This window comes from Vogesella alkaliphila (genome assembly GCF_014652475.1).
Taxonomy (GTDB): Bacteria; Pseudomonadota; Gammaproteobacteria; order Burkholderiales; family Chromobacteriaceae; genus Vogesella; species Vogesella alkaliphila.
This window is the reverse complement of the sequence record NZ_BMYW01000003.1, coordinates 81,219-100,933: the sequence shown is the minus strand read 5'-3', so window position 1 is coordinate 100,933 and position 19,715 is coordinate 81,219. Positions and strand designations below refer to the sequence as shown.

Below are 19,715 nucleotides of genomic sequence, written 5' to 3'. Positions count from 1 at the left end.
TCACCCCTGGCGCAGCGCGCGCGCCAGCCAGTCCAGTGCCGCCTGCTGCCGCAGCGGATCGAAATAGCTGGCGTTCAGCCGCAGCGCGCGGCGACCGGCCTCGCCCGGCAGGCACAGGGTGCCGGGCGCCAGCACGATGCCCGCGCGCTCGGCCTCGGCCGCCAGCTGCACGCTGTCGCAGGGCAGCCGCTCCAGCCACACGAAGTAACCGCCCTCCGCCGCGCGCAGCAGCACGCCGTCCGGCAGCCGCGGCTGCAGTGCCGCCTCCAGCGCGCGCACCTTCTGCGCCAGCAGGCCGCGCAGCCGCGCCAGCAGCGGCAGGTGGCGGCCGCCGGCCAGCAGCTCCGCCAGCGCCAGCTGGTTGGGCAGCGGCGACGCCAGCGTGTGCGCCAGTTTCAACCGGCGCACGATGTCGGCGTAGCGGCCCGGCGCCAGCCAGCCGACGCGGTAGCCCGGTGCCAGCGACTTGGAAAAGGTGCTGCACAACAGCACGCGGCCGTCGTGGTCCAGCGCCTTCAGCGGCTGCGGCACCGCGTCGGCAAAACCGAGATGGCGGTAGGCGTCGTCCTCGATCAGCGGCACGTCGAACTGCTGCGCCAGCACCAGCAGCGCCTGCTGGCTGGCCGCCGGCAGCGAGCGGCCGTGCGGGTGGCAGAAGGCGCTCATCAGCGCGATGGCGTGCACCTCGCCGGCGGCCAGCGCCTGCGCCAGCGCCGCCAGCGGCAGGCGGTCGTCGGCGTCCGCCACCAGCGGCAGCACGCGCACGCCGTGCTCGCCCAGCCAGCCGAGCAGGCCGGGGAAGGCCGGCAGCAGCACCGCGACGCAGGGGTCGGCGATGCCGTGGGTGACCGCGGCGATGGCCAGCGACAGCGCCTCCATGCCGCCGCAGGTCACCAGCACGTCGTCGGCCTGCAGCCGCCAGCCCTCGGCGTGCGCCTGCTGCGCGATCTGGCGGCGCAAGGCCGGCAGCCCGGCCAGCGCCGGCTCCGCCAGCGCCTGGTCGTAGCGGCGCATGGCACCGATGAAGGCGTGCGTCAGCGGCCGGGTGTCGTACAGCGCGGTGTCGATGAAGGGCGCGCCCAGCGGTGCGGCCAACCTGTCGGCGCCGTGCAGCGCGCCGGCGGCGACCACGTAGCCGCTGCGGGCGTGCGCCTCGACGTAGCCCAGCCGCTCCAGCTCGTAGTAGGCGCGGCGCGCGGTATTGAGGCTGACCGCGTGCTGTGCCACCAGCTGGCGCAGCGAGGGCAGCGCGTCGCCGGCCTGGTAGCTGCCGTGTTCGATGCTGTCGATGACCTGCTGGACGATGGTGCCGTATTTGCTCAAGAGGGGTGCTCGCTTGCCGGGGCGGAGCCGCCATTATGACGCTTTGCCGCCGGCGCGGGCAGCGCCGGCACCACGCCGCCGCGCTGGCGGAACACGCGCGGGGTGACGCCGGTGAGGCGGCGGAAGAAGCGGATGAAGTAGGCCGGCTCGGCAAAACCGAGCACGTCGGCGATCTGGCTCACCGTCAGCACGGTGTAGATCAGGTTGCGTTTCGCCTCCAGCAGCTGGCGCTGGTGCACGATCTGCAGCGCGCTGTGCCCGCTCAGGCGGCGGCAGACGCTGTTGAGATGGGCGCTGGTGACGCCCAGCTGCCGCGCGTAGCGGCTGATCGGCCAGTGCGCGGCGTAGTGCTGTTCCACCAGCGCGGTGAACTTCACCAGCTGCGGCTGGCCGCGGTCGGGGCGGTCCTCGCTGTTCGCCGCCTGCGGCAGCTGCCGGCTGAGCAGCACCAGCAGCGCGCACAGCAGCGAGCGCAGCAGCACGTCGCGGCCGGCGGCGGGGGTCGCGTATTCGCGGGCGATGGCGAGAAACAGCGCGTCCAGCTCGGCGTCGGCGGCGTAGCAGCCCGGCTGCTGCAGCAGAGGCGGGCAGTTGGCCAGGCACTCCTGCAGCCAGGTCACCAGCGGCGCCGCCAGCGTGATGATGTAGCCGTCGATGCTGTCGTGAAACTGGAAGCCGTGCACGCACATCGCCGGCACCACCTGGATCACCGGCACCGCCACCGGCGTGCAGTGCTCCTCGATGAACAGCGTCGCCGGGCCGCGACGCACGTACAGCAGCTGGTACAGGTCGGCGTGGCGGTGCTGGTCGATCTCCCAGCCGTGGCGCTGGCTGCGGCTGGAGATGCTTTCGCAGTGCAGCAGGTCCGGCGTCGGCCACGCCGCGCCCTCGCCATACAGCTTGAATACCGGAACGTCCCTGCCGTGCCCCAACATCATTTTCCCCGTGCGCTTCTGCGAAAAGTCCTGTTTTTTTACCTGAAATTGCCTGTTATGTCGCCTGCTGCTGACCAAAAATACCGTCACACCAGCCCGTGTGCCGGGCCATACACAGCAAAAAGCAACACGAGAGGAACGCGATCATGAAAACACAAGTCGCCATCATCGGCGCCGGCCCGTCCGGCCTGCTGCTGGGCCAGCTGCTGCACAAGGCCGGCATCGACAACATCATCCTGGAACGCCAGACCCCGGATTACGTGCTGGGCCGCATCCGCGCCGGCGTGCTGGAACAGGGCATGGTCAACATGATGCGCGAAGCCGGCGTGGCCGAACGCATGGACCGCGAAGGTCTGGTGCACGAAGGCATCGAGCTGGTCTACAACGGCCGCCGCGACCGCATCGACCTGAAGGCGCTGACCGGCGGCGACACCGTGGTGGTGTACGGCCAGACCGAGGTCACCCGCGACCTGATGGAGGCCCGTGCCGCCAGCGGCGCGATGACCATCTACGAAGCGGCCAACGTGCAGCCGCACGAGCTGAAGGGCGAAAAGCCCTACATCACCTTCGAGAAGAACGGCGAGACCGTGCGCCTGGACTGCGACTACATCGCCGGCTGCGACGGCTTCCACGGCGTGTCGCGGCAGAGCATCCCGGCCGAGGTGCTGCGCCACTACGAGCGCGTGTACCCGTTCGGCTGGCTGGGCCTGCTGTCCGACACCCCGCCGGTCAACCACGAGCTGATCTACGCGCAGCACGAGCGCGGTTTCGTGCTGTGCAGCCAGCGCTCGGCCAGCCGCAGCCGCTACTACCTGCAGGTGCCGCTGACCGACAAGGTGGAAGACTGGTCCGACGAGCGCTTCTGGGACGAGCTGAAGACCCGCCTGCCGCAGGACGTGGCCGACAAGCTGGTTACCGGCCCGTCGCTGGAAAAGAGCATCGCCCCGCTGCGCAGCTACGTGGTGGAGCCGATGCAGTACGGCAAGCTGTTCCTGGTCGGCGACGCCGCCCACATCGTGCCGCCCACCGGCGCCAAGGGTCTGAACCTGGCCGCCTCCGACGTGTGCTACCTGTATCGCATCCTGGTGAAGGTGTACAAGGAAGGCCGCACCGACCTGCTGGCGAAATATTCCGAGCTGGCGCTGCGCCGCATCTGGAAGGCCGAGCGCTTCTCCTGGTTCATGACCACGCTGCTGCACGACTTCCCGGATGCCGACGCCTTCGACCAGCGCATGCAACGTACCGATTATGACTACTACACCAGCTCGCCGGCCGGCCTCAAGACCATTGCCGAGAACTACGTCGGCCTGCCATTCGACGAGGTGGGCTGAGCCGCCGTTTACTTCCCCTCCGATGGTTTTTGCCAGCCCCGGCCCCGCCGGCGCTGGCTTTTTTACTGGCCCCGCGACAAGGGCGGAAAGTGGCACTGGGCAGGGAGCCACCGGCACGGCAGCATCGGGCCATGACCCTGCCCCCGGAGCCCGCCATGCCCCTGTACCAGCCCCCGTCCTTTGCCGCCGCAGCCAACGTTGGCCGCAGCCTCGCCGCCGAGTTCCCGTTTGCCACGCTGCTCACCCAGCAGCCGGACACGCCGTGGCTCAGCCACCTGGTGCTGCTGCCCGATCCGCACGATCCGGACTGCCTGCTCGGCCACCTCGCTGCCGCCAACGGCCACAGCGCCGCGCTGCTGCACTCGCCCAGCGTCGCCATCTTTCACGGCGAGCACGGCTACGTGTCGCCGCGCTGGTACGCCAGCCCCGGCATGGTGCCGACCTGGAACTACCGCGTGGCGCACGCCCACGGCCAGGCCGAGGCGGTGAGCGGCGACGAGCTGGCCGCGCTGCTGGCGCAACTGGCCGCGCGTTTCGAAGGGCCGGACGGCTGGACGCCGGCGGCGGTGCCGGACCAGGCGCTGGCGGCGATGCAGCGCGCCATCGTCGGCTTCCGGCTGCGGGTCACGCGCTGGGAGGTGAAGGAGAAACTGAGCCAGAACCGCAGCCCGGCGGACGTGGCCGCGGTGATCGCCGCGCTGCAGGCGGGCGACGGCGAACAGCGCCAGCTGGCGGCGCGCATGGCGCAGGCACCGCGGCCATAGCCGTCAGCCGACGCCGAGGCGGGCGTACACCTGCTGCCGCGTCTGCGCGACCAGCCGCGCCAGCTCGCCGCTGTCGCGCATCTTGCGCAGTTCGCGGTTGAAGCGGGCGATCAGCTCGGCCGCCTGCGGATGCTTGCGTGACACCGCCACGCACAGCGGCGTGGTCCAGTACTCGCGCGCCTGCGGCACCAGCTGCCGCGCCTGGTGCGGGCGCAGCGTGCTGCGTACCAGCAGCTGCCCGGCCTCCCACTCCATCGGGAACAGGTCGATGCGGCCGGCCAGCAGCTTGCGCAGATTGCTGTTGTCGTCGCCGGCGACGTCGACCTTCAGCACGCCCTGCTGCTGCAGGCTGCCGAAGGCGTCGGAGTAGAAATTGCCAGCGGTGATGCCGAAACGGTAGGGCGCGAGATCGGCCAGCGTCTGCCACGGGTAGCTTTCGCCGGCGCGCTGGAACAGCACCATGCGGAACGACATCACCGGCTCGGAAAACAGCAGGTCGCGCTGCCGCTCCTCGTTCGGCGTCCAGCCGAGGCTGCCGTCGACGTCGCCGTTGCGCGCCAGCTGGATGGCGCGATGGTTGGGATACCAGCCGTAGCGGACGCTGACCTGGCCGCGGCGGAACACCTCGCTCACCACCGCCGACAGGATGCCGCCACGCGGCAGCTGCTCGCCCATGAACGGCGGGTAGGCCGGGTTGGAGAAACGCACCCGCAGCGGCGCGTCGGCGGCCAGCGCCGGCAGCGACCATGCCAGCAGCAGCAAGAGCATGAAATTGCGTAACAGCGTCATATTCACCCCGGCCTGCGCCATTTTTCGTTACCCAGCAGCCTATCCCAGGCAGATGCTGCCGCCAAGCGGCAATAGTACCCGCCGCCACGGGCGCGGGCGGGGCAAAAGCGGTACACTGCCGGCCTTGACCGCAACCTTCCCCAGCGAAAGCCCCCATGGCACTGAAAGCCACCATCTACAAAGCCGATCTCACCATTTCCGACATGGATCGCGGCTATTACGACAGCCATAGCCTGACCATCGCGCAGCACCCGTCGGAAACCATCGAACGCATGATGCTGCGCATCGCGGTGTTCGCGCTGCACGCCGGCGAGTACATGGCCTTCACCCGCGGCATCAGCGACGACGACGAGCCGGACCTGTGGCGCAAGAACTTCAGCGACGAGATCGAGGAGTGGATCGAGCTGGGCGAGCCGGACGAGAAGCGCCTGCGCAAGGCCTGCGGCCGCGCCGCCAAGGTGTGGCTGTACAGCTACGGCGGCCGCGCCGCCGACATCTGGTGGCAGGGCATGGAAGGCAAGGTTGGCCGCTTCGACCACCTCAACGTCTTCAGCATCGCGCCGGAAACGCTGGCCGAGCTGGCCGCGCTGTGCGAGCGCAGCATGCAGCTCAACGCCACCATCCAGGACGGCACGCTGTGGCTGTCGTCGGAAAAAGGCAGCGTCGCCGTCACCCCGCAGCGGCTGTACGGCAGCGGCGAGCGCTGAGCGGCGCTCAGCCGGCCTGGTGCATCGCCATCAGCCGCGCAAAGCCGCGCCGTGCCAGCGCCACGCCGTCGGCGCTGTCCAGCAGCTGCTGGTCGTGGTGCGCGCTCTGCACCAGCCCGAACAGCATGAAGGCCAGTAGCGCCACGTCGCAATCCGCCGCCAGCTCGCCGGCGTCGCAGGCCTGCTGCAGCAGTCGCTGCAGCGTGTCGCGCTGCCAGCGCTGGCCGGCCACCAGCGCCTCGCGCACCGCGCCGGGCTGGTCGTCGAACTCGTAGGCCGCCGCCAGCAGCGGGCAGCCGCCGGGGTAGCGTCCCTGCTCCATGCGCGCCAGCCAGCCGTCGAACAGCGCCGTCAGCCGCGCCATGCCGCGCGGCAGCGCCAGCGCCGGCTGCACCGTCTCGACGACGAACTGCTGCTGCGCCGCCAGCACCACCGCCAGCTGCAGCGCCTCCTTGCTGCCGAAGTGGGCGAACAGCCCGCTTTTCGACAGGCCGCTGGCCGCCGCCAGGCTGCCGATGGTCAGCCCGCTGACGCCGACCTGGCTGGCCAGCGCCAGCGCCTGTTGCAGAATTGCCTCTCTCGTTGCCGCCTTTTTCGTCATCGCTGCTTGCCTTGCCGCTGTCTTCGTGCAAAATAGCACGATCGTTCTATTTTAGGAATCACACTCATGACCGCATTCAGCAAGGTCGTCGAGGTCCGCTGGGCCGATATCGACGCCAACCAGCACATGCGCCACAGCGCCTACGCCGACCTGTGCACCCACACCCGGCTGGAGTGGCTGCAGGCGGCCGGCTTCGGCGCCAACGAATTCAAACGCCAGGGCTTCGGCCCGGTGCTGTTCCGCGAAAGCACCGATTATCGCCGCGAGGTGAACCTGGGGGAACGCCTTAGCATCAATGTGCTGATCGCCGCCGCCAGCCCGGACAACAGCCGCTGGCACATTCGCCAGGAAATGCGCAAGGCGGACGGCACCCTGGCCGCGGTGTACGAGGTGGCCGGCGCCTGGCTGGACCTGCGCAGCCGCAAGCTGATCGCGCCGCCGCCGGTGCTGGCCGCCATCCTCGCCGCCTTGCCGCGCAGCGCCGATTTCGCCGCGCTGCCGCTGCCGCAAAGCGCCTGAACGGAGCCGCTATGACACTCGCCGCCAGTCTCGCCGTCGCCGTGGTCGCGCTGATCCATGTCTACATCATGGTGCTGGAAATGTTCTTGTGGACGCGCCCGGCCGGACGCCGCGCCTTCGGCCTGACGCCGGAATTCGCCGTCGCCAGCCGCGTGCTGGCCGCCAACCAGGGCTTGTACAACGGCTTTCTCGCCGCCGGCCTGCTGTGGAGCCTGCTGCCGGGCAGCCCCGCCGCCGTCGCGCCCTTCTTCCTCGGCTGCGTGATCGTCGCCGGCGTGTTCGGCGCCGCCACCGCCAGCCGCAAGATCCTGTGGGTGCAGGCATTGCCGGCGACCGTGGCGCTGGCGCTGTGGTGGCTGGCCTAAAAGGTTGGCCGCAAGAGCGCGGCGGCGGGTTGCGGCGACGCCACACCGGCTGCGACAGCGGTGGCGGTATCAGCGTACAATTCCGCCATTCTCGGCCGGGGCAAGATGACCACCGGCCGCACTTTTTTCAGGAATTGCGAGAAGCCATGTCCACACTGCTGCCCCTGCTGCAAGCCGCCGATGCCCAGCGCACCGCGCTGCTGGCGCAACTGCAAGACGAAAACACCAACGCCTACCGCCTGTTTCACGGCAGCGTCGAGGGCCGCGACGGCCTGACCATCGACCGTTACGGCGATGTGCTGCTGATCCAGACCTTCCACACCCCGCTCAGCGACGACGAGCACCAGACCATCCTCGCCCACTACGCGCCGCTGGGCCTGCACGCGGTGTACAACGACCGCAGCAGCAGCAACTCGCGCATCGGCAACGCGCTGAGCGAGGAAGAGCTGGTCGCGGCGCAGCAGCCGCGCGTGATCAGCGAGCTGGGCGTCAACTACCACTTCGAGGCGCGTCACGACGGCCAGGACCCGTGGCTGTTCCTCGACCTGCGCGCCGGCCGCCGCCGCGTGATGCAGCTGGCCGAGGGCAAGAGCGTGCTCAACCTGTTCGCCTACACCGGCGGTGTCGGCGTCGCCGCCGCCAAGGCCGGCGCCAGCTTCGTGATGAACGTGGACTTCGCCGAATCCAGCCTGCGCGTGGCGCGCGGCAACGCCAAGCTCAACACCCTGGCTACCCGCCCGCGCTGCGTGCAGAGCGACTTCTTCCCGGCCATCCGCCAGCTGGCCGGCATCGGCCAGGCCAAGATGGTGCGCGGCAAGAAGATGCCCCCGTTCCAGCCGCTGGAAGCGCGCCAGTTCGACCTGGTGTTCCTCGATCCGCCGCGCTACGCCAAGAGCCCGTTCGGCGTGGTCGACCTGATCAACGACTACCCGGCGCTGTTCAAGCCGGCGCTGCTGGCCACCGCCGAGGGCGGCATCATCATCTGCTGCAACAACGTGGCGCAGGTCGATGCCGACGCCTGGCTGGACCAGCTCAAGCGCAGCGCCGCCAAGGTTGGCCGCACCGTGCGCGAGGTGGAGTGGATCACCCCGGAAGCCGACTTCCCGTCCTTCGACGGCAAGCACCCGCTGAAGATGGCGCTGCTGCACGTCTAAGCACGTCCTCGCGCCACCCGACAGCGCCCGCCGGGCGCTGTCCCCGTTTCCACGACCCGAGATCGAGCACGCCCCGCATGAGCCAGCCGCTGACCTATCTGCAAGCCTATCCCGCCGAACTGCTGGACAAGGTGCGCGCGCTGCTGGACCAGGGCCAGCTCGGCCAGTGGATCGCCCGCCGCTATCCCGAGCGCCACGACGCCACCACCGACCGCGCGCTGTACGACTACGTGATGGCGCTGAAGCAGCGCTACCTGAAGAACGCGCCGCCGCTGGCCAAGGTGCAGTACGACAACAATATGCACCCGGTCAACGGCACGCTGGGCACCAACGCCTTCGTGTCGCGGGTGCAGGGCGGCAAACTGAAGGCCAAGAACGAGATCCGCATCGCCACCCTGTTCCGCGACGCGCCGGAGCCCTTCCTGCAGATGATCGTGGTGCACGAGCTCGTACTCACAAGTGATTCTTCCAATGACAAGATGCACAAGTTAATGAAAAATGGACATCATTAGTCGCTTGAAGTGGTGGCCATAGCCTGCCATATCTATCAGCCACGCAGTACCATAGTGCCATGACTACGCTTCATTACCTTAACGGCTATCCTGCCGCCCTTCTTGAACGCATCCAAACCCTGCTGGAACAAGACCAACTTGGCACCTGGCTGGAGCGAAAGTATCCATCGCGCCACGATATCCAAACCGACAAGGCGTTATATCAGTACGTAGCCGAGCTCAAGCAGCACTACATGAAAAACGCGCCAGCACTGGCCAAGGTAGCGTACGACAATCAGCAGCACCCTGTGAAAGGCACGCTCGGCACCAACACCTTCGTAGCGCGTGTGCAGGGCGGCAAGCTCAAGAGCAAAAACGAAATCCGTATCGCCGCGCTGTTCCGTGATGCGCCGGAGGCTTTTTTACGGATGATCGTGATACATGAGCTTTCGCATTTAAAAGAAAAGGACCATAACAAAGCGTTCTACCAGCTGTGCTGCCATATGGAGCCGGACTATCATCAGTTGGAATTTGATTTACGGGTTTGGCTTACTTGGCGCGAGCTCGCATAAATCGCTAAAAACTAAAGGCCAGGACGAATAAGGCCTAGCCTTTGTTTATAGCAACACTGCGATAGGCAATTAGCTTGGAATTTCAGTGACGACCTCATCCTCACTAAACCATTCTTGCTGTAACACAAAACGGCGGACTCGATCAGGTGAGCCTGTATAGGCGACAAGTGCAAGGCTCTGCTTGGCTCGACTACACGTCACATAGAACAGACGTCTCGTTCCTTCCACCGTCTTATCTCCGGTCGCTTTACCGCCGAACAGGTCCTCATATTTGAAGAGAAACCCTCTGGCCTCTTCATCATCCATGATGACCATTACTCGATCAAACTCGAGCCCTTTCACTCCCTGATGTGTGTCAAAGTGCGCTCTACCAGCTATATAATTCGCGAATGGCTCTATCTGAGAAAAAGGTGCTTTTAGAAAATTTTCGATTGCTACAGCCTGTTCTGTTTGCCGGTCGGATTCGCTCTCCTCGTCACTCGACATAATTTTCTCCAGGCATTGATCAGAAGATCCATACATTCGCAAACGGTCAGGAATCGCCAATAAATTACTTTGACCGATACATCGTAAAACTTGCAAAAGTGTAGGGTCGGCACCGTCCTTCCACAATGTCATTAATTCGTCGATTGCAGCAGAAACTTTTTGTAGATGCCTCTGCTTGTCTTCCGCAGCCCTCAGCGCTTCAGCAGTCAACAACGGTGAAAAGGCTTTGGTGATGTTAGCAATTGCAAAACGGTCCCCTGATTGTTTCGCCCTAATGAGCGGATACACCTCTTCCGTAAAGAAGCGTGACACAGGGAGTGTTCCTTCAAGAAAGCTTGTTCGCCAGCTCTCAACTTCGTAGAGCGGAACAAAAATATCAAGGAAGCCCATCCTGGAAGCAGCCATGCGATGTTCAAGCGTCAAAGTCTTGATCGCTTTTGGCTCATTCCATTTTTCGTCGCCGGTGACCTTGCTCATACTCCGGGCAATAGCACGCTCTGTAGTCGCCTTATCCGACGTACCACTAGGTAAGATAAATAGGCGGACAACGCCCTCAATGGCATCGGAGCGTGGTTCCTGTTGTTGCGTATCGGCTGAACTTCTGACTTTGTTGATCAAGGTCACAATGCGTTTCGGGCACCGATAATTGAGCTTCTTGCCAGGAGTAGCCCAATTTGAGGGCAACTCTTTACCAAGGCCATCTTTGCCATCGCTATAGATTCGCTGCATCATGTCGCCAATCAGGCCCAAGACGAATTTACCTTTCTGCGCAGCTTCAACGGCAAACAGTGCATCGATCAGATTTTTATTAGTATCCTGGCTTTCATCTATTAGGAGAATTGGATACCGTCCCACCAGAATGCTTTGCATTGCTGGTTTTGCCTTCAGAAAATAAGAGGTCAGTTGAAGAACTTCCGCGTGATTTAGTGCGTCCCTTCCTCGATTATCCCCTATTGGGCTATAAACAAAACGCTTTACTTTGTCGAGGTTTTGAAGACGTTTAGTTTTTGATTCGATTTTGCTTAAGCGCGTTGCAGAGGCTTTGGTCCCTTTACGCCCCCTCTCTTCTTCGGCTCGTAGTATTTTGATATCAGTGGAAAGCTCAGTTCGCAGCCATTCACGAATATCGTGATTCAAGCCTTCTATCAATGACCAAGCGAAACTGTGGATAGTCCTTACATCAATTAGAGGATCAAATAGCAGGCGCCGTTTTATCTCATCACTGGCTGCATTTGTGTAAGTGATGACGCCGACTCGTTGCCCCTTCTTTTTCAACCGGTTACTTAGATGCTTCTGAATGTGCTCGAGTGCAGTGACGAGTGATCGTGTCTTACCAGAGCCCGCTCCGGCAAATAGGAAAAAACTGCGCGGGGAAGATAAGTCGAGACAGTCGGCAATCTCTGCATCGACTGAACTATCAATATCACCACCGACAATAGCATCCTGATTACTTGTCATGCTGCCACCTCTGTCGACTTGCCGGTCGTACCCTCTTCTTTACGCTTCAATTGCTCAGCTAGCCAAATAAGCCCGTTGTGAATGTATGTTGGCATCTTCAAACTGTCGATTTCGTCGCTATACATGAGATCAAGCGCAAATTTGGCCTTGCTACCATCAGATAGGGCGTTTTCTAGTTCCTTGGCAAGCGCATCAAGATTAGGACTATCTGCAATTGCATCACGGAATTTTGCAATAAGTCCAGCCCCATCCATCGTTTCAAATAGGGTCATGTTCTCGTAGACCAAGGCGTCTTCGAATGTGTTCGCCAGCGCCTCAACTGGCTCCTTCGCTTTATAGGTAACCGAAATCGGTTGCTGGTAGGCCACCCTAATCGCATAACCACTTGGATCGTTAAAGACGATCTCTTCATGTTTCTTATCAAGAAGGGCATCGAACGATTCCTCGGCTGGAATCCAGGCTTTCAAGGTCTCATTGCGGGCTTTGAGGCCAGCTCCACGCTTCGGAATCGCAACTTTTTTTCCAGTTACCCCATCCTTCGCATCGATATCAGTGATGATCAGCGTATTAAGCCCGAGGTGAAGCAGCAAGGACTTCAGTCGGTGAGCATGACTACCCCCAATCTCAAGCCATGTGATGTAGCAGCGCTCAAGATAGTCATAATCTTCACGAGCGCGCACGAGATGGGGAACAAGAATTCGCTCAGCGGGGCCTTCAACCAGAATAGCTCCATCTGCGAAAAACAGATCGCAATGCGTTGCCTTCAGGTAGCGCCTAACGAAGCGTTCCGTTTTATCTTTATTTCCAAAAATCTCAGACAGATTCACAACAGACGACACAGGTACCGCACCAGTAGTTGCCGGAGCAGGAAGCCTGCGGAAGTATCGCAACGACGCAAAATCAGCTTCGTGTGCAAGATGGCTGGAATGTGTACTGACGATAAGCTGCGTCCTCAAATCTTTCGAACCTTTGAGGGAATCGTGTTTTCGCAGTACGTCGTAGGCCTGTTTGATAAAGACTTGCTGAACCTGTGCGTGCAGGTGCGCCTCCGGCTCTTCAATCAGCACAAGATGCAGCGGAGGTATTCGAGCCTCCTCATCCTGCATGGTACGACCAGCTTTACCCACCTTCATCCACTTGTCGCGAAAGCTCATTAACGCAAACACAATAGAGACAAGATTCTGATAACCAAGCCCGTTTGAATCCTCAGGCAAACGGTGAGCGTCTCCCTTTTCAGCGAGGTAGGTTGGAACTTCATAATGCACTGCAGACGGATGGTTCAAGCCATCAACGGGCTTGATGTTAGGGGTAACAATAAGCTTAGGATCTGTCACCCCGGGATATCCAAGATCCTCAAGCTCCCCAAGTGCCACGGAGAAGCTATCCGCGAGGCGCTTGCCAAAAGCAGTTTGTGCTGCATGTAAGGCTTGCAATGCTTGAAGATCCTTCGGCTCAGGCGTGTCGAACGGATCGAGGTGCTGCGTGTAGTATGACCGCAATTGAGATGACAGCTTCTTGCCAGTTCTCTGTTCGCCTTGATCATCAGCCGCATCCTCTTCACGCAACGCTTTTCGCGGTGAGTGCCCGAATCCACGCTGCGCACTGATTTCATCGATACGTATGAGCCCCTTAAAAGGGTCGCCCTCGAGTGGTTCGCTATCAACTGGCAAGATTTGGGGGCTGGCTAAACCATCCTTCGGCACAACAAGATTCGCAGGATCCAACAGGTAGGCACGGACTTCGAATGTCGCACGCATACGTCGTGATAAAAAGTCCATCATCGTGCGCGGCCACAGTGCGAAATCAGAGCCTTCTTTCTTGGCTTCAGCAGCCGTAACTTCCGACGTGGATTCGTGGGCCAGAGATTCCTGTTCATATGCACTGGACATTACAGCCTCAGCAGCGGCCTTCGCCGTTAGATACTCATGCTTGAGGGCTTGTATATCCTTGGGCTCATAACGCAGTCTGACCCCAATACACTCCCCGTCCCAGTCCAGGGTTGGTAGGAGCTTTTGGACGTAGTGAAGCTCATGCACAGGCACACTAAGCCAGACATCAATAAAAGGCAGAACCACACCCCAATCAAATGGCTCGGACTCTTTACCTAAGACGGGTTGCTCCCAACCAACTGCAGCCGCATCAATCTTTGCCCAATGAGTGAGGGTGAAGTCGTGAATGGAGAAATCTGACCGATCAACGAGAAAGCGCCTCAAGGCGATCATGGCCGAAGTCTTGCCACTATTGTTTGCCCCGACAAAGATCGTTGTCTCTTCAGAGAAATCGATGCGGACAGACTGGAGTTTCCTGAAGTTACCAACCTCAATATGCTGGATATGCATTTGTGCCCCCCCTTTCCGCAAAACCCTACCACCTGCGTTATGCTGATGCAATTATCCGATCGGTTGACTCGTTGCCGATGCGAAATCACTAACAAACTCAGAAATGACAAGACGCGCCAGAAAAATTCTGCTCCCCTCCCTGCTGGTTACAGAGATTGCCGAGGCAACAGAGGATGGAGCCATCCGGATCAGACTGCCTAGAAACTCCCCGCACGAAGCTTACTTCGTCCGTCCCAGGCAGGAAGAAGCACACGTTGGTAGGAGACTGAACGACAGCTCCATACCATCTAGGGTCCAGTTCAATCTGTTCCCCTTAGTATTGGATACAGAGGGAGCACCTTGGGCCGAGGCGAATGTCTATCTGCTCTCGCGCATAAAGGATAGCCAGGCCCCCGCCATGTCAACGTACTCCAGCATCGCAGACGACTTGGCTGCCTACCGGCGGTACCTTGATGAAGCCGGCATCGACTGGATGCACTTTCCTGCTCACAAACTAAGCAGGCCGACCTACCGCTACAGCGGACATCTCAAACTCGCTATCGCCGCAGGCGAAATTGCTAGTAGCACAGCGAAGCGCCGTATGAGTGCAGTCATTTCGTTTTACGCATGGTTGATAAGCGAAGGCGTTCTGGCTCCAGAGTATTCCCCTTGGAAAGCGTCAGATCGCTACATTGAACTGAAAGACACTCACGGCTTTAAGTTTTCAAAGCGCGTTACGACAACAGATGTTTCTCTTCACATCGCAAAGCAAGATGATCCCTACGCAGGGACTATCGATGATGGCGGCAAACTGCGCCCTCTGTCACAGGATGAGCAGGCTTGGCTCTTAGAAGCGCTCATATCCCTAAGTAATACAGAGATGACTCTGATTCATCTATTTGCACTACTCACCGGTGCCCGAATCCAAACTATCCTTACTTTCCGTGTGCGACATGTGCTTTTGGAGCTGGATGAACCCCATCCCTTTGAACTGCGGTTCCCTGTCGGCCCTGGCACAGGTATCGACACAAAAAACGACAAGCAGCTAGTCCTACACATTCCTGTCTGGTTTTATCAAATGTTGCGAACCTATGCTCAGAGCGAGCGAGCTAGGAGACGACGGCATCGCGCGGTAGGTGGAGATACCGAGGATCAATATCTCTTCCTCAGCATAAGAGGTACCCCCTTGTACCAATCCAAAGCAGGGTCACAAACCTTCAATGCGTCGGCAAGCATCCGGCACGCCAAAGCGGGACAAGGCGTTAGGCAATTCATAACAGAGCGCGTCATCCCGTTTATTCGTGAGAAGTACAACACTCCAGGCTTCAGCTACCAATTTCACGATACCCGAGCCACGTTTGGGATGAATCTGACGGATGCGCAGTTAGGACTGGTGTCAAAGGGAGAGGTTACTTTGCATGAAGCTCGAGAGTTTGTGAAAAACCGAATGTGCCATGAGTCGTCTGCAACAACAGATCGCTATCTGCAATACCGCAAAAACCTCAAACTAGTCCGAGCCGCTACTGCTGCCTACAGCAATCACCTTCGCCAGTTAGCGGAACTAGCCTTGAGGGATATCCAATGATTTTATCGAGGCGGCCAACTGTCATTTATGACATGCCTCTTCCCAAGGATACGGCAATCCTCAGACCAGAGTCGGCCATCCTACGTTTTCCGAATAGGAAATCGACTGATTTTGGATCCCTCTGCTATCTACACCGCGAATCGACACCAAAATTACTCCAAGACTCTCGAAGGCAATCGGAAGGCCGGAAAGTAGATTTGGATTCACTTTCAACAGAACGTGCAAAACACGTTCTTGCCCTAATAAATCATATTTCAGACGATTTAAAGCACAGTGGGAGACGTACTGAAACAGTACGAGACTATGCAACACGCTTCCTTGTCTTTATGTATTGGGCAGACACAAATGGTTTCTATGATGTCTTGAGTAGCGCAGAAACTGCCCGGCCTGTAGTTCAGGCCTATATCAGGCATCTCCGTGAGCGAGTATTAACTAACTCCATATCAATAAATGGTGCTGCTCGCCAACAAAGCACGGTCATTACTTTCCTAGAACGATTTTTACAAGTAGACAATCTTACGCATGGCATCAACCTACTTCGTAAGAATCCAGCTGCAAGGGAAGCAACCACCCCACCAAGCCAAAATTCTCAGGCGAGAATATTGACATTGTGCGAGATGATGTTTGATGGTTTAGCATCCTTTATATTGGAAAAGAAATCCTATCCCCATGCGCTAGCTGTGCCTGATTATTTAGATTACCCAGACAATTCTTTATGGATATTCCCAACGACAGTGTGGTTTGTGCCGCGAAAAAAGTTGCTTGATGAAGATATCAAATGGAGTCGAGGGTACAACTATAGTGAAGGGCGTGTAGTCACGGTGCAAGAATTACTGGCGGCGAAAGGATTTACGGGCAATAAGCAAGCAGCCCAAAACATCATTAATTGTTCGAAACGACAACTTCATAGGGCCAACGTTGACAAAAACCATACTCAGCGGCAACGTCTAGGCTTGATTGCGCTAAATGTTTTTATCTTACTGTTCTTAGCACAAACAGGAATGAATTGGGCACAAATAGTCACCCTGCCATGGGCTAACGAATATGATATCAGTGCCACTCATCAGATTTTCAGAACGATTAAATGCCGCGCGGGCAGCAAGGCGATAGCCTTTGAACTTCCCGTATCATTCATGCCAAGATTCAAGCGATACTTAGAGCTTCGCAATTTTGTTCTTAGTGGTCAATCTTGTGCTTGGCTATTTTTCACATTGGGAATAAATGGAAAAGGTCTCCCAGCAGAATTAAAGATCAGTGGCCCTTATAATATTTACCAGACACTTCAGCGTATCGACCCGGATCTGCCGGTAGTAATGCCCCGACAATGGCGGGCGGCTAAAAGCGACTGGTTAATTAGGAACACTGACCCGTCAACAACAGCGCTTGTGCTTCAAAACACCGAGAAAACTGTACTTTCACATTATGCTGCGGGATCAGAAACTTCACACATAGAAGAGTTGACTGGTTTTCTCGATAGAGTTTCAGAAACTGTGATTGATAAAGGGCAGGTTATTGAAGGTGGAATTGACCGTGCAGTTGGCTACTGTTCTTCTTATGGAACTCCGAACAGTGCCAAAGGAGCTCCTATTCAACCTGATTGCAAAGGGCCAGAAGGCTGCTTCTTTTGCGACAAATATAGAGTACACGCAGATGAAAAAGATACAAGAAAGTTGATAAGTTGCCGATACTGCCTTCAGCTTACCATGCTATTCGCTGGAAGTGATGAGTTTATCCAAACCAGGTTAGATCCTATTTTTAAGAAAATTGAGAAAACTCTTTCCGAAATATCACTCCATGATAAAGATTTAGTGCTTAGGGTAACCAAAGAAGTTGAAGAAGATGGCGAGTTAGACCAATATTGGGCCCGCAAATTAGAAATGCTAATGGAGCTTGGACTAGCCTCATGAATATAGTGTTTGAACCAAAACTGGACTTGCCCGTTGGCTCTATTTTGCCCGACATATATGATGGATCGCCAGGAACTTTACCACCCGATGATTTTGTAGTCAGTCGCAACAGGGATGGATCCGTTGCTTCCACTTATGGTCAATTAGCTTGGGACCTATCAGCATACCACCCAGAAGGACAGCCCAACACTTTAAACTTTTGTTATTGGAATTCGGGAGAATTTACCGATGCTCGTAAGCAACTTACTCATGAGATACGCTACCTAATATTTATATTGATATGGGTACGCCACGGGGCCCCGCTTAGTCTCGGAACACTGCAGAACTATCTTACGATAATCAGAGCACTAGCTAAGTATGCTGAAGATGTATCTTGCCAGATCCGGGACATCTTAATCGACGAAAAACATCTCTGGATATTTATTGAGACCCGCTGTTCAGGCTGGGCAATCCAAGCCCTTGGATCTCTACTGCCATCATTAGCTAGGCTTGGCAATGAACACCTTGGTTTTAATATCGTAGGGGATACGCAACTCAAAACAATACGCATGCTGGGCCAACAATACCGCACCACTCTTAAGCAGCACGCCCCAATTCCAACACGAATTTATTCGCGGATAATTACACTCCTACTCCAAGAGTTAACAGAATGGGAGGCAGTTTCAGATGATGTACTATCTATACTTAATGCCTGTGGTAAAGATCCTCGCCTGGGAAGAAGTTCTCTCAAGCAGGTACAAATAGCTAAGAAGCAAGGTGTAGAAAAAAGCCTCCTTCCCAATTTTTCTCAAATAGCTTCCATAAGCTGCCTAAATTACTTTGCAGCTAAATCTCGCCACCCAAATCTTAAAAACTTATCTGCACTTATTTGTGAGATTCAGACAGCCATCAAACTGACTATCCAAACATTTACAGGCATGCGAGATGATGAGGCACTGTCGCTACCCTACCACTGTCTCGAAGAAACTGTAATTAATGGTAAATCTCATTACATCGTTTTAGGGCGAACTACAAAGCTCAATAATGGTAGGGTTAAACGTACCCATTGGGTGACGAATCATGATGGGTATCGAGCGATCAAACTTGCCCAACAAATAGCAGATACTATCTTTGGTGTGTTTGGAGTTACCCCACAGAAAACAGAAGGTCGCACAACTGACCACCCTCTATTTGTTTCAGTAGCCTACCTTGCCTTTGCAGGGGGTACGTTAAAACCAGAAGGCAATCGCTTTCGTACTGGCTCTATCTTTTTGGAGCGCATGAAAGCACTGCGCAAACGTCTTGAGCCGATTATTGAAGATGCTGATATTCGCGAGTTAGAGCATATTGATCCTCACCGCGCATGGCGATCTGAAGAAAAATTTCAGCTCGGTAAACCATGGTTATTTACCTCTCACCAACTACGCCGCTCCTTAGCTTTATATGCTCAGAGGTCTGGCTTTGTCTCACTTCCGTCACTTCGTAGACAGTTACAACATATTACCAATGAGATGTCTCGCTATTACGCCAAAGGGTCATCTTTTGCAGAAAATTTCATCGGTGATGATAAAGAGCACTTCGGCTTAGAGTGGCAGCAGGCACAACCTGAATCCGCAGCGTTAAGCTATGTATTGAACGTCCTTTTATCAAATGACATTCTCTTTGGTGGACATGCAAACTGGGTCGAACACCGACTTAAAGATTCTGAAGGTGTATTATTGGCTGATCGTGAAACCACACTGCGTCGCTTTAGAAAAGGTGAGATCAGCTATAGGGAAACACCTATTGGCGGATGTACTAAGGTAGGCGAGTGTGATCAACCGGCCTTAAATTGGTTACATGTGGATTGTTTGAGAGATAACTGCCGAAATTTGGTTGGCAACCTAACCAAGCTGGAGAGGGTCATTGCCGCCCAAGACAAAATGGTTAAAGCTCTGGACCTAAGTACAATCGAATACCGCACTGAAAAGGCTGATTTAGAACTGCTTGTGGCTGCCCGCGACGCAGTGCTTCAGGCACAATGAGGTATATTACGAATGACTCAACCATTAGCTGATTACTTTGAGGCCTTGGATCGACTTAAACTAGGCCGCCCCATCAATGTACCCAAAGGCACCAAGATTACGAAAGATGCTGTTTCCTTAGAGGCTGGACGAGGGAAAGGCAGCATAAAGAAGTCTCGTTCAATTTTTTCTGACTTGATTCGGGCAATTGATTCTGCAGCAGAAGAACAATCTAAAGGCACCTGCCTTCATAAAGAAAAATTGGACAAAGCCAAACTTTCTGCAAACCAGTATAGAGTCGAACTGGAGGCTGCCCTCGCGCGGGAAGTTTCATTGCTATACGAGCTATATGAGGTAAAGAAGCAATTAGCTCAATTTACAGGCTCCAATGTTATTCCACTTCGCCCTAAGTTATAACCATCGCAGGT

The 19,715-nt window shown here is 57.5% G+C and carries 18 protein-coding genes; 12 read left to right on the top strand and 6 right to left on the bottom strand.

What is annotated here, in order from left to right; genetic code table 11:
• Together IE100_RS06010 and IE100_RS06005 are read right to left on the bottom strand one after the other, a co-directional pair.
• Complete coding sequence (locus IE100_RS06010) at positions 1-1,323, bottom strand: aminotransferase-like domain-containing protein (RefSeq protein WP_189373202.1); 1,323 nt, start codon at positions 1,321-1,323, stop codon at positions 1-3.
• On the bottom strand, positions 1,320-2,261 hold the full coding sequence (locus tag IE100_RS06005; protein ID WP_229800254.1) for a helix-turn-helix domain-containing protein: 942 nt from the start codon (positions 2,259-2,261) through the stop codon (positions 1,320-1,322). Before IE100_RS06005 ends, IE100_RS06010 begins: the two co-directional genes overlap by 4 nt.
• Before the next feature lie 143 nt (positions 2,262-2,404).
• Here IE100_RS06005 and pobA point away from each other — a divergent pair, with 143 nt between their 5' ends.
• Positions 2,405-3,589: a 4-hydroxybenzoate 3-monooxygenase gene (gene pobA / locus IE100_RS06000; RefSeq protein WP_189373201.1), complete on the top strand. Its 1,185-nt coding sequence runs from the start codon at positions 2,405-2,407 to the stop codon at positions 3,587-3,589.
• 155 nt (positions 3,590-3,744) lie between these two features.
• Positions 3,745-4,353 carry an FMN-binding negative transcriptional regulator gene (locus IE100_RS05995; RefSeq protein ID WP_189373200.1) on the top strand — a complete coding sequence of 203 codons (609 nt, stop codon included), beginning with the start codon at positions 3,745-3,747 and terminating at the stop codon, positions 4,351-4,353.
• Between the two features lie 3 nt (positions 4,354-4,356).
• Here IE100_RS05995 and IE100_RS05990 read toward each other — a convergent pair whose 3' ends face one another.
• Positions 4,357-5,142, bottom strand: coding sequence for a substrate-binding periplasmic protein (locus IE100_RS05990; RefSeq protein WP_229800253.1), 786 nt, complete (start codon positions 5,140-5,142; stop codon positions 4,357-4,359).
• A 155-nt stretch (positions 5,143-5,297) separates the two neighbouring features.
• On the opposite strand from IE100_RS05990, the gene IE100_RS05985 reads away from it, so the two are divergent.
• Positions 5,298-5,849 (top strand): YaeQ family protein, encoded by a 552-nt coding sequence (locus IE100_RS05985; RefSeq protein ID WP_189373199.1) that lies wholly within the window; start codon positions 5,298-5,300, stop codon positions 5,847-5,849.
• Between the two features lie 7 nt (positions 5,850-5,856).
• On the opposite strand, the gene IE100_RS05980 is transcribed toward IE100_RS05985, so the two are convergent.
• Positions 5,857-6,450, bottom strand: coding sequence for a TetR/AcrR family transcriptional regulator (locus IE100_RS05980; protein WP_189373198.1), 594 nt, complete (start codon positions 6,448-6,450; stop codon positions 5,857-5,859).
• A 66-nt stretch (positions 6,451-6,516) separates the two neighbouring features.
• On the opposite strand from IE100_RS05980, the gene IE100_RS05975 reads away from it, so the two are divergent.
• The 5 genes from IE100_RS05975 to IE100_RS05955 all read left to right on the top strand — a co-directional run bounded on the left by IE100_RS05975 (position 6,517) and on the right by IE100_RS05955 (position 9,551).
• On the top strand, positions 6,517-6,969 hold the full coding sequence (locus tag IE100_RS05975; protein ID WP_189373197.1) for an acyl-CoA thioesterase: 453 nt from the start codon (positions 6,517-6,519) through the stop codon (positions 6,967-6,969).
• Positions 6,970-6,980: 11 nt separating this feature from the next.
• Positions 6,981-7,334 (top strand): DUF1304 domain-containing protein, encoded by a 354-nt coding sequence (locus tag IE100_RS05970; protein WP_189373196.1) that lies wholly within the window; start codon positions 6,981-6,983, stop codon positions 7,332-7,334.
• Positions 7,335-7,480: 146 nt separating this feature from the next.
• On the top strand, positions 7,481-8,488 hold the full coding sequence (locus tag IE100_RS05965) for a class I SAM-dependent rRNA methyltransferase (protein WP_189373195.1): 1,008 nt from the start codon (positions 7,481-7,483) through the stop codon (positions 8,486-8,488).
• 77 nt (positions 8,489-8,565) lie between these two features.
• Positions 8,566-9,000, top strand: a complete 435-nt coding sequence (locus tag IE100_RS05960) for a metal-dependent hydrolase (protein ID WP_229800252.1) — start codon at positions 8,566-8,568, stop codon at positions 8,998-9,000.
• Positions 9,001-9,059: 59 nt separating this feature from the next.
• Positions 9,060-9,551, top strand: coding sequence for a M48 metallopeptidase family protein (locus tag IE100_RS05955; RefSeq protein ID WP_047239124.1), 492 nt, complete (start codon positions 9,060-9,062; stop codon positions 9,549-9,551).
• Between the two features lie 69 nt (positions 9,552-9,620).
• Here IE100_RS05955 and IE100_RS05950 read toward each other — a convergent pair whose 3' ends face one another.
• Together IE100_RS05950 and IE100_RS05945 are read right to left on the bottom strand one after the other, a co-directional pair.
• On the bottom strand, positions 9,621-11,495 hold the full coding sequence (locus IE100_RS05950) for a UvrD-helicase domain-containing protein (RefSeq protein ID WP_189373194.1): 1,875 nt from the start codon (positions 11,493-11,495) through the stop codon (positions 9,621-9,623).
• Entirely contained in the window at positions 11,492-13,834 is a 2,343-nt protein-coding gene (locus IE100_RS05945) for an ATP-dependent endonuclease (RefSeq protein WP_189373193.1), read from the bottom strand. The genes IE100_RS05950 and IE100_RS05945 overlap by 4 nt, the downstream gene beginning before the upstream one ends.
• Before the next feature lie 397 nt (positions 13,835-14,231).
• On the opposite strand from IE100_RS05945, the gene IE100_RS05940 reads away from it, so the two are divergent.
• The 4 genes from IE100_RS05940 (at position 14,232) to IE100_RS05925 (ending at position 19,704) form a co-directional block, all read left to right on the top strand.
• Entirely contained in the window at positions 14,232-15,398 is a 1,167-nt protein-coding gene (locus tag IE100_RS05940; protein ID WP_229800251.1) for a site-specific integrase, read from the top strand.
• A gap of 197 nt (positions 15,399-15,595) precedes the next feature.
• Positions 15,596-17,305: a site-specific integrase gene (locus IE100_RS05935; protein ID WP_189373191.1), complete on the top strand. Its 1,710-nt coding sequence runs from the start codon at positions 15,596-15,598 to the stop codon at positions 17,303-17,305.
• Positions 17,302-19,308 (top strand): integrase, encoded by a 2,007-nt coding sequence (locus tag IE100_RS05930; protein WP_189373190.1) that lies wholly within the window; start codon positions 17,302-17,304, stop codon positions 19,306-19,308. The genes IE100_RS05935 and IE100_RS05930 overlap by 4 nt, the downstream gene beginning before the upstream one ends.
• A gap of 12 nt (positions 19,309-19,320) precedes the next feature.
• Entirely contained in the window at positions 19,321-19,704 is a 384-nt protein-coding gene (locus IE100_RS05925; RefSeq protein WP_076098196.1) for a hypothetical protein, read from the top strand.
• Positions 19,705-19,715: the final 11 nt, after the last annotated feature.

Excerpts from the sequence above, each read along its gene's own strand:
- IE100_RS05945 (WP_189373193.1), bottom strand. The coding sequence starts at position 13,834 with ATGCATATCCAGCATATTGAGGTTGGTAACTTCAGGAAACTCCAGTCT.
- IE100_RS05975 (WP_189373197.1), top strand. The coding sequence starts at position 6,517 with ATGACCGCATTCAGCAAGGTCGTCGAGGTCCGCTGGGCCGATATCGAC.
- IE100_RS05955 (WP_047239124.1), top strand. The coding sequence starts at position 9,060 with ATGACTACGCTTCATTACCTTAACGGCTATCCTGCCGCCCTTCTTGAA.
- IE100_RS05985 (WP_189373199.1), top strand. The coding sequence starts at position 5,298 with ATGGCACTGAAAGCCACCATCTACAAAGCCGATCTCACCATTTCCGAC.
- IE100_RS05940 (WP_229800251.1), top strand. The coding sequence starts at position 14,232 with ATGTCAACGTACTCCAGCATCGCAGACGACTTGGCTGCCTACCGGCGG.
- IE100_RS05960 (WP_229800252.1), top strand. The coding sequence starts at position 8,566 with ATGAGCCAGCCGCTGACCTATCTGCAAGCCTATCCCGCCGAACTGCTG.
- IE100_RS05970 (WP_189373196.1), top strand. The coding sequence starts at position 6,981 with ATGACACTCGCCGCCAGTCTCGCCGTCGCCGTGGTCGCGCTGATCCAT.
- IE100_RS05950 (WP_189373194.1), bottom strand. The coding sequence starts at position 11,495 with ATGACAAGTAATCAGGATGCTATTGTCGGTGGTGATATTGATAGTTCA.
- IE100_RS05965 (WP_189373195.1), top strand. The coding sequence starts at position 7,481 with ATGTCCACACTGCTGCCCCTGCTGCAAGCCGCCGATGCCCAGCGCACC.
- pobA (WP_189373201.1), top strand. The coding sequence starts at position 2,405 with ATGAAAACACAAGTCGCCATCATCGGCGCCGGCCCGTCCGGCCTGCTG.
- IE100_RS05990 (WP_229800253.1), bottom strand. The coding sequence starts at position 5,142 with ATGACGCTGTTACGCAATTTCATGCTCTTGCTGCTGCTGGCATGGTCG.
- IE100_RS05930 (WP_189373190.1), top strand. The coding sequence starts at position 17,302 with ATGAATATAGTGTTTGAACCAAAACTGGACTTGCCCGTTGGCTCTATT.
- IE100_RS05925 (WP_076098196.1), top strand. The coding sequence starts at position 19,321 with ATGACTCAACCATTAGCTGATTACTTTGAGGCCTTGGATCGACTTAAA.
- IE100_RS06005 (WP_229800254.1), bottom strand. The coding sequence starts at position 2,261 with ATGATGTTGGGGCACGGCAGGGACGTTCCGGTATTCAAGCTGTATGGC.
- IE100_RS05980 (WP_189373198.1), bottom strand. The coding sequence starts at position 6,450 with ATGACGAAAAAGGCGGCAACGAGAGAGGCAATTCTGCAACAGGCGCTG.
- IE100_RS05995 (WP_189373200.1), top strand. The coding sequence starts at position 3,745 with ATGCCCCTGTACCAGCCCCCGTCCTTTGCCGCCGCAGCCAACGTTGGC.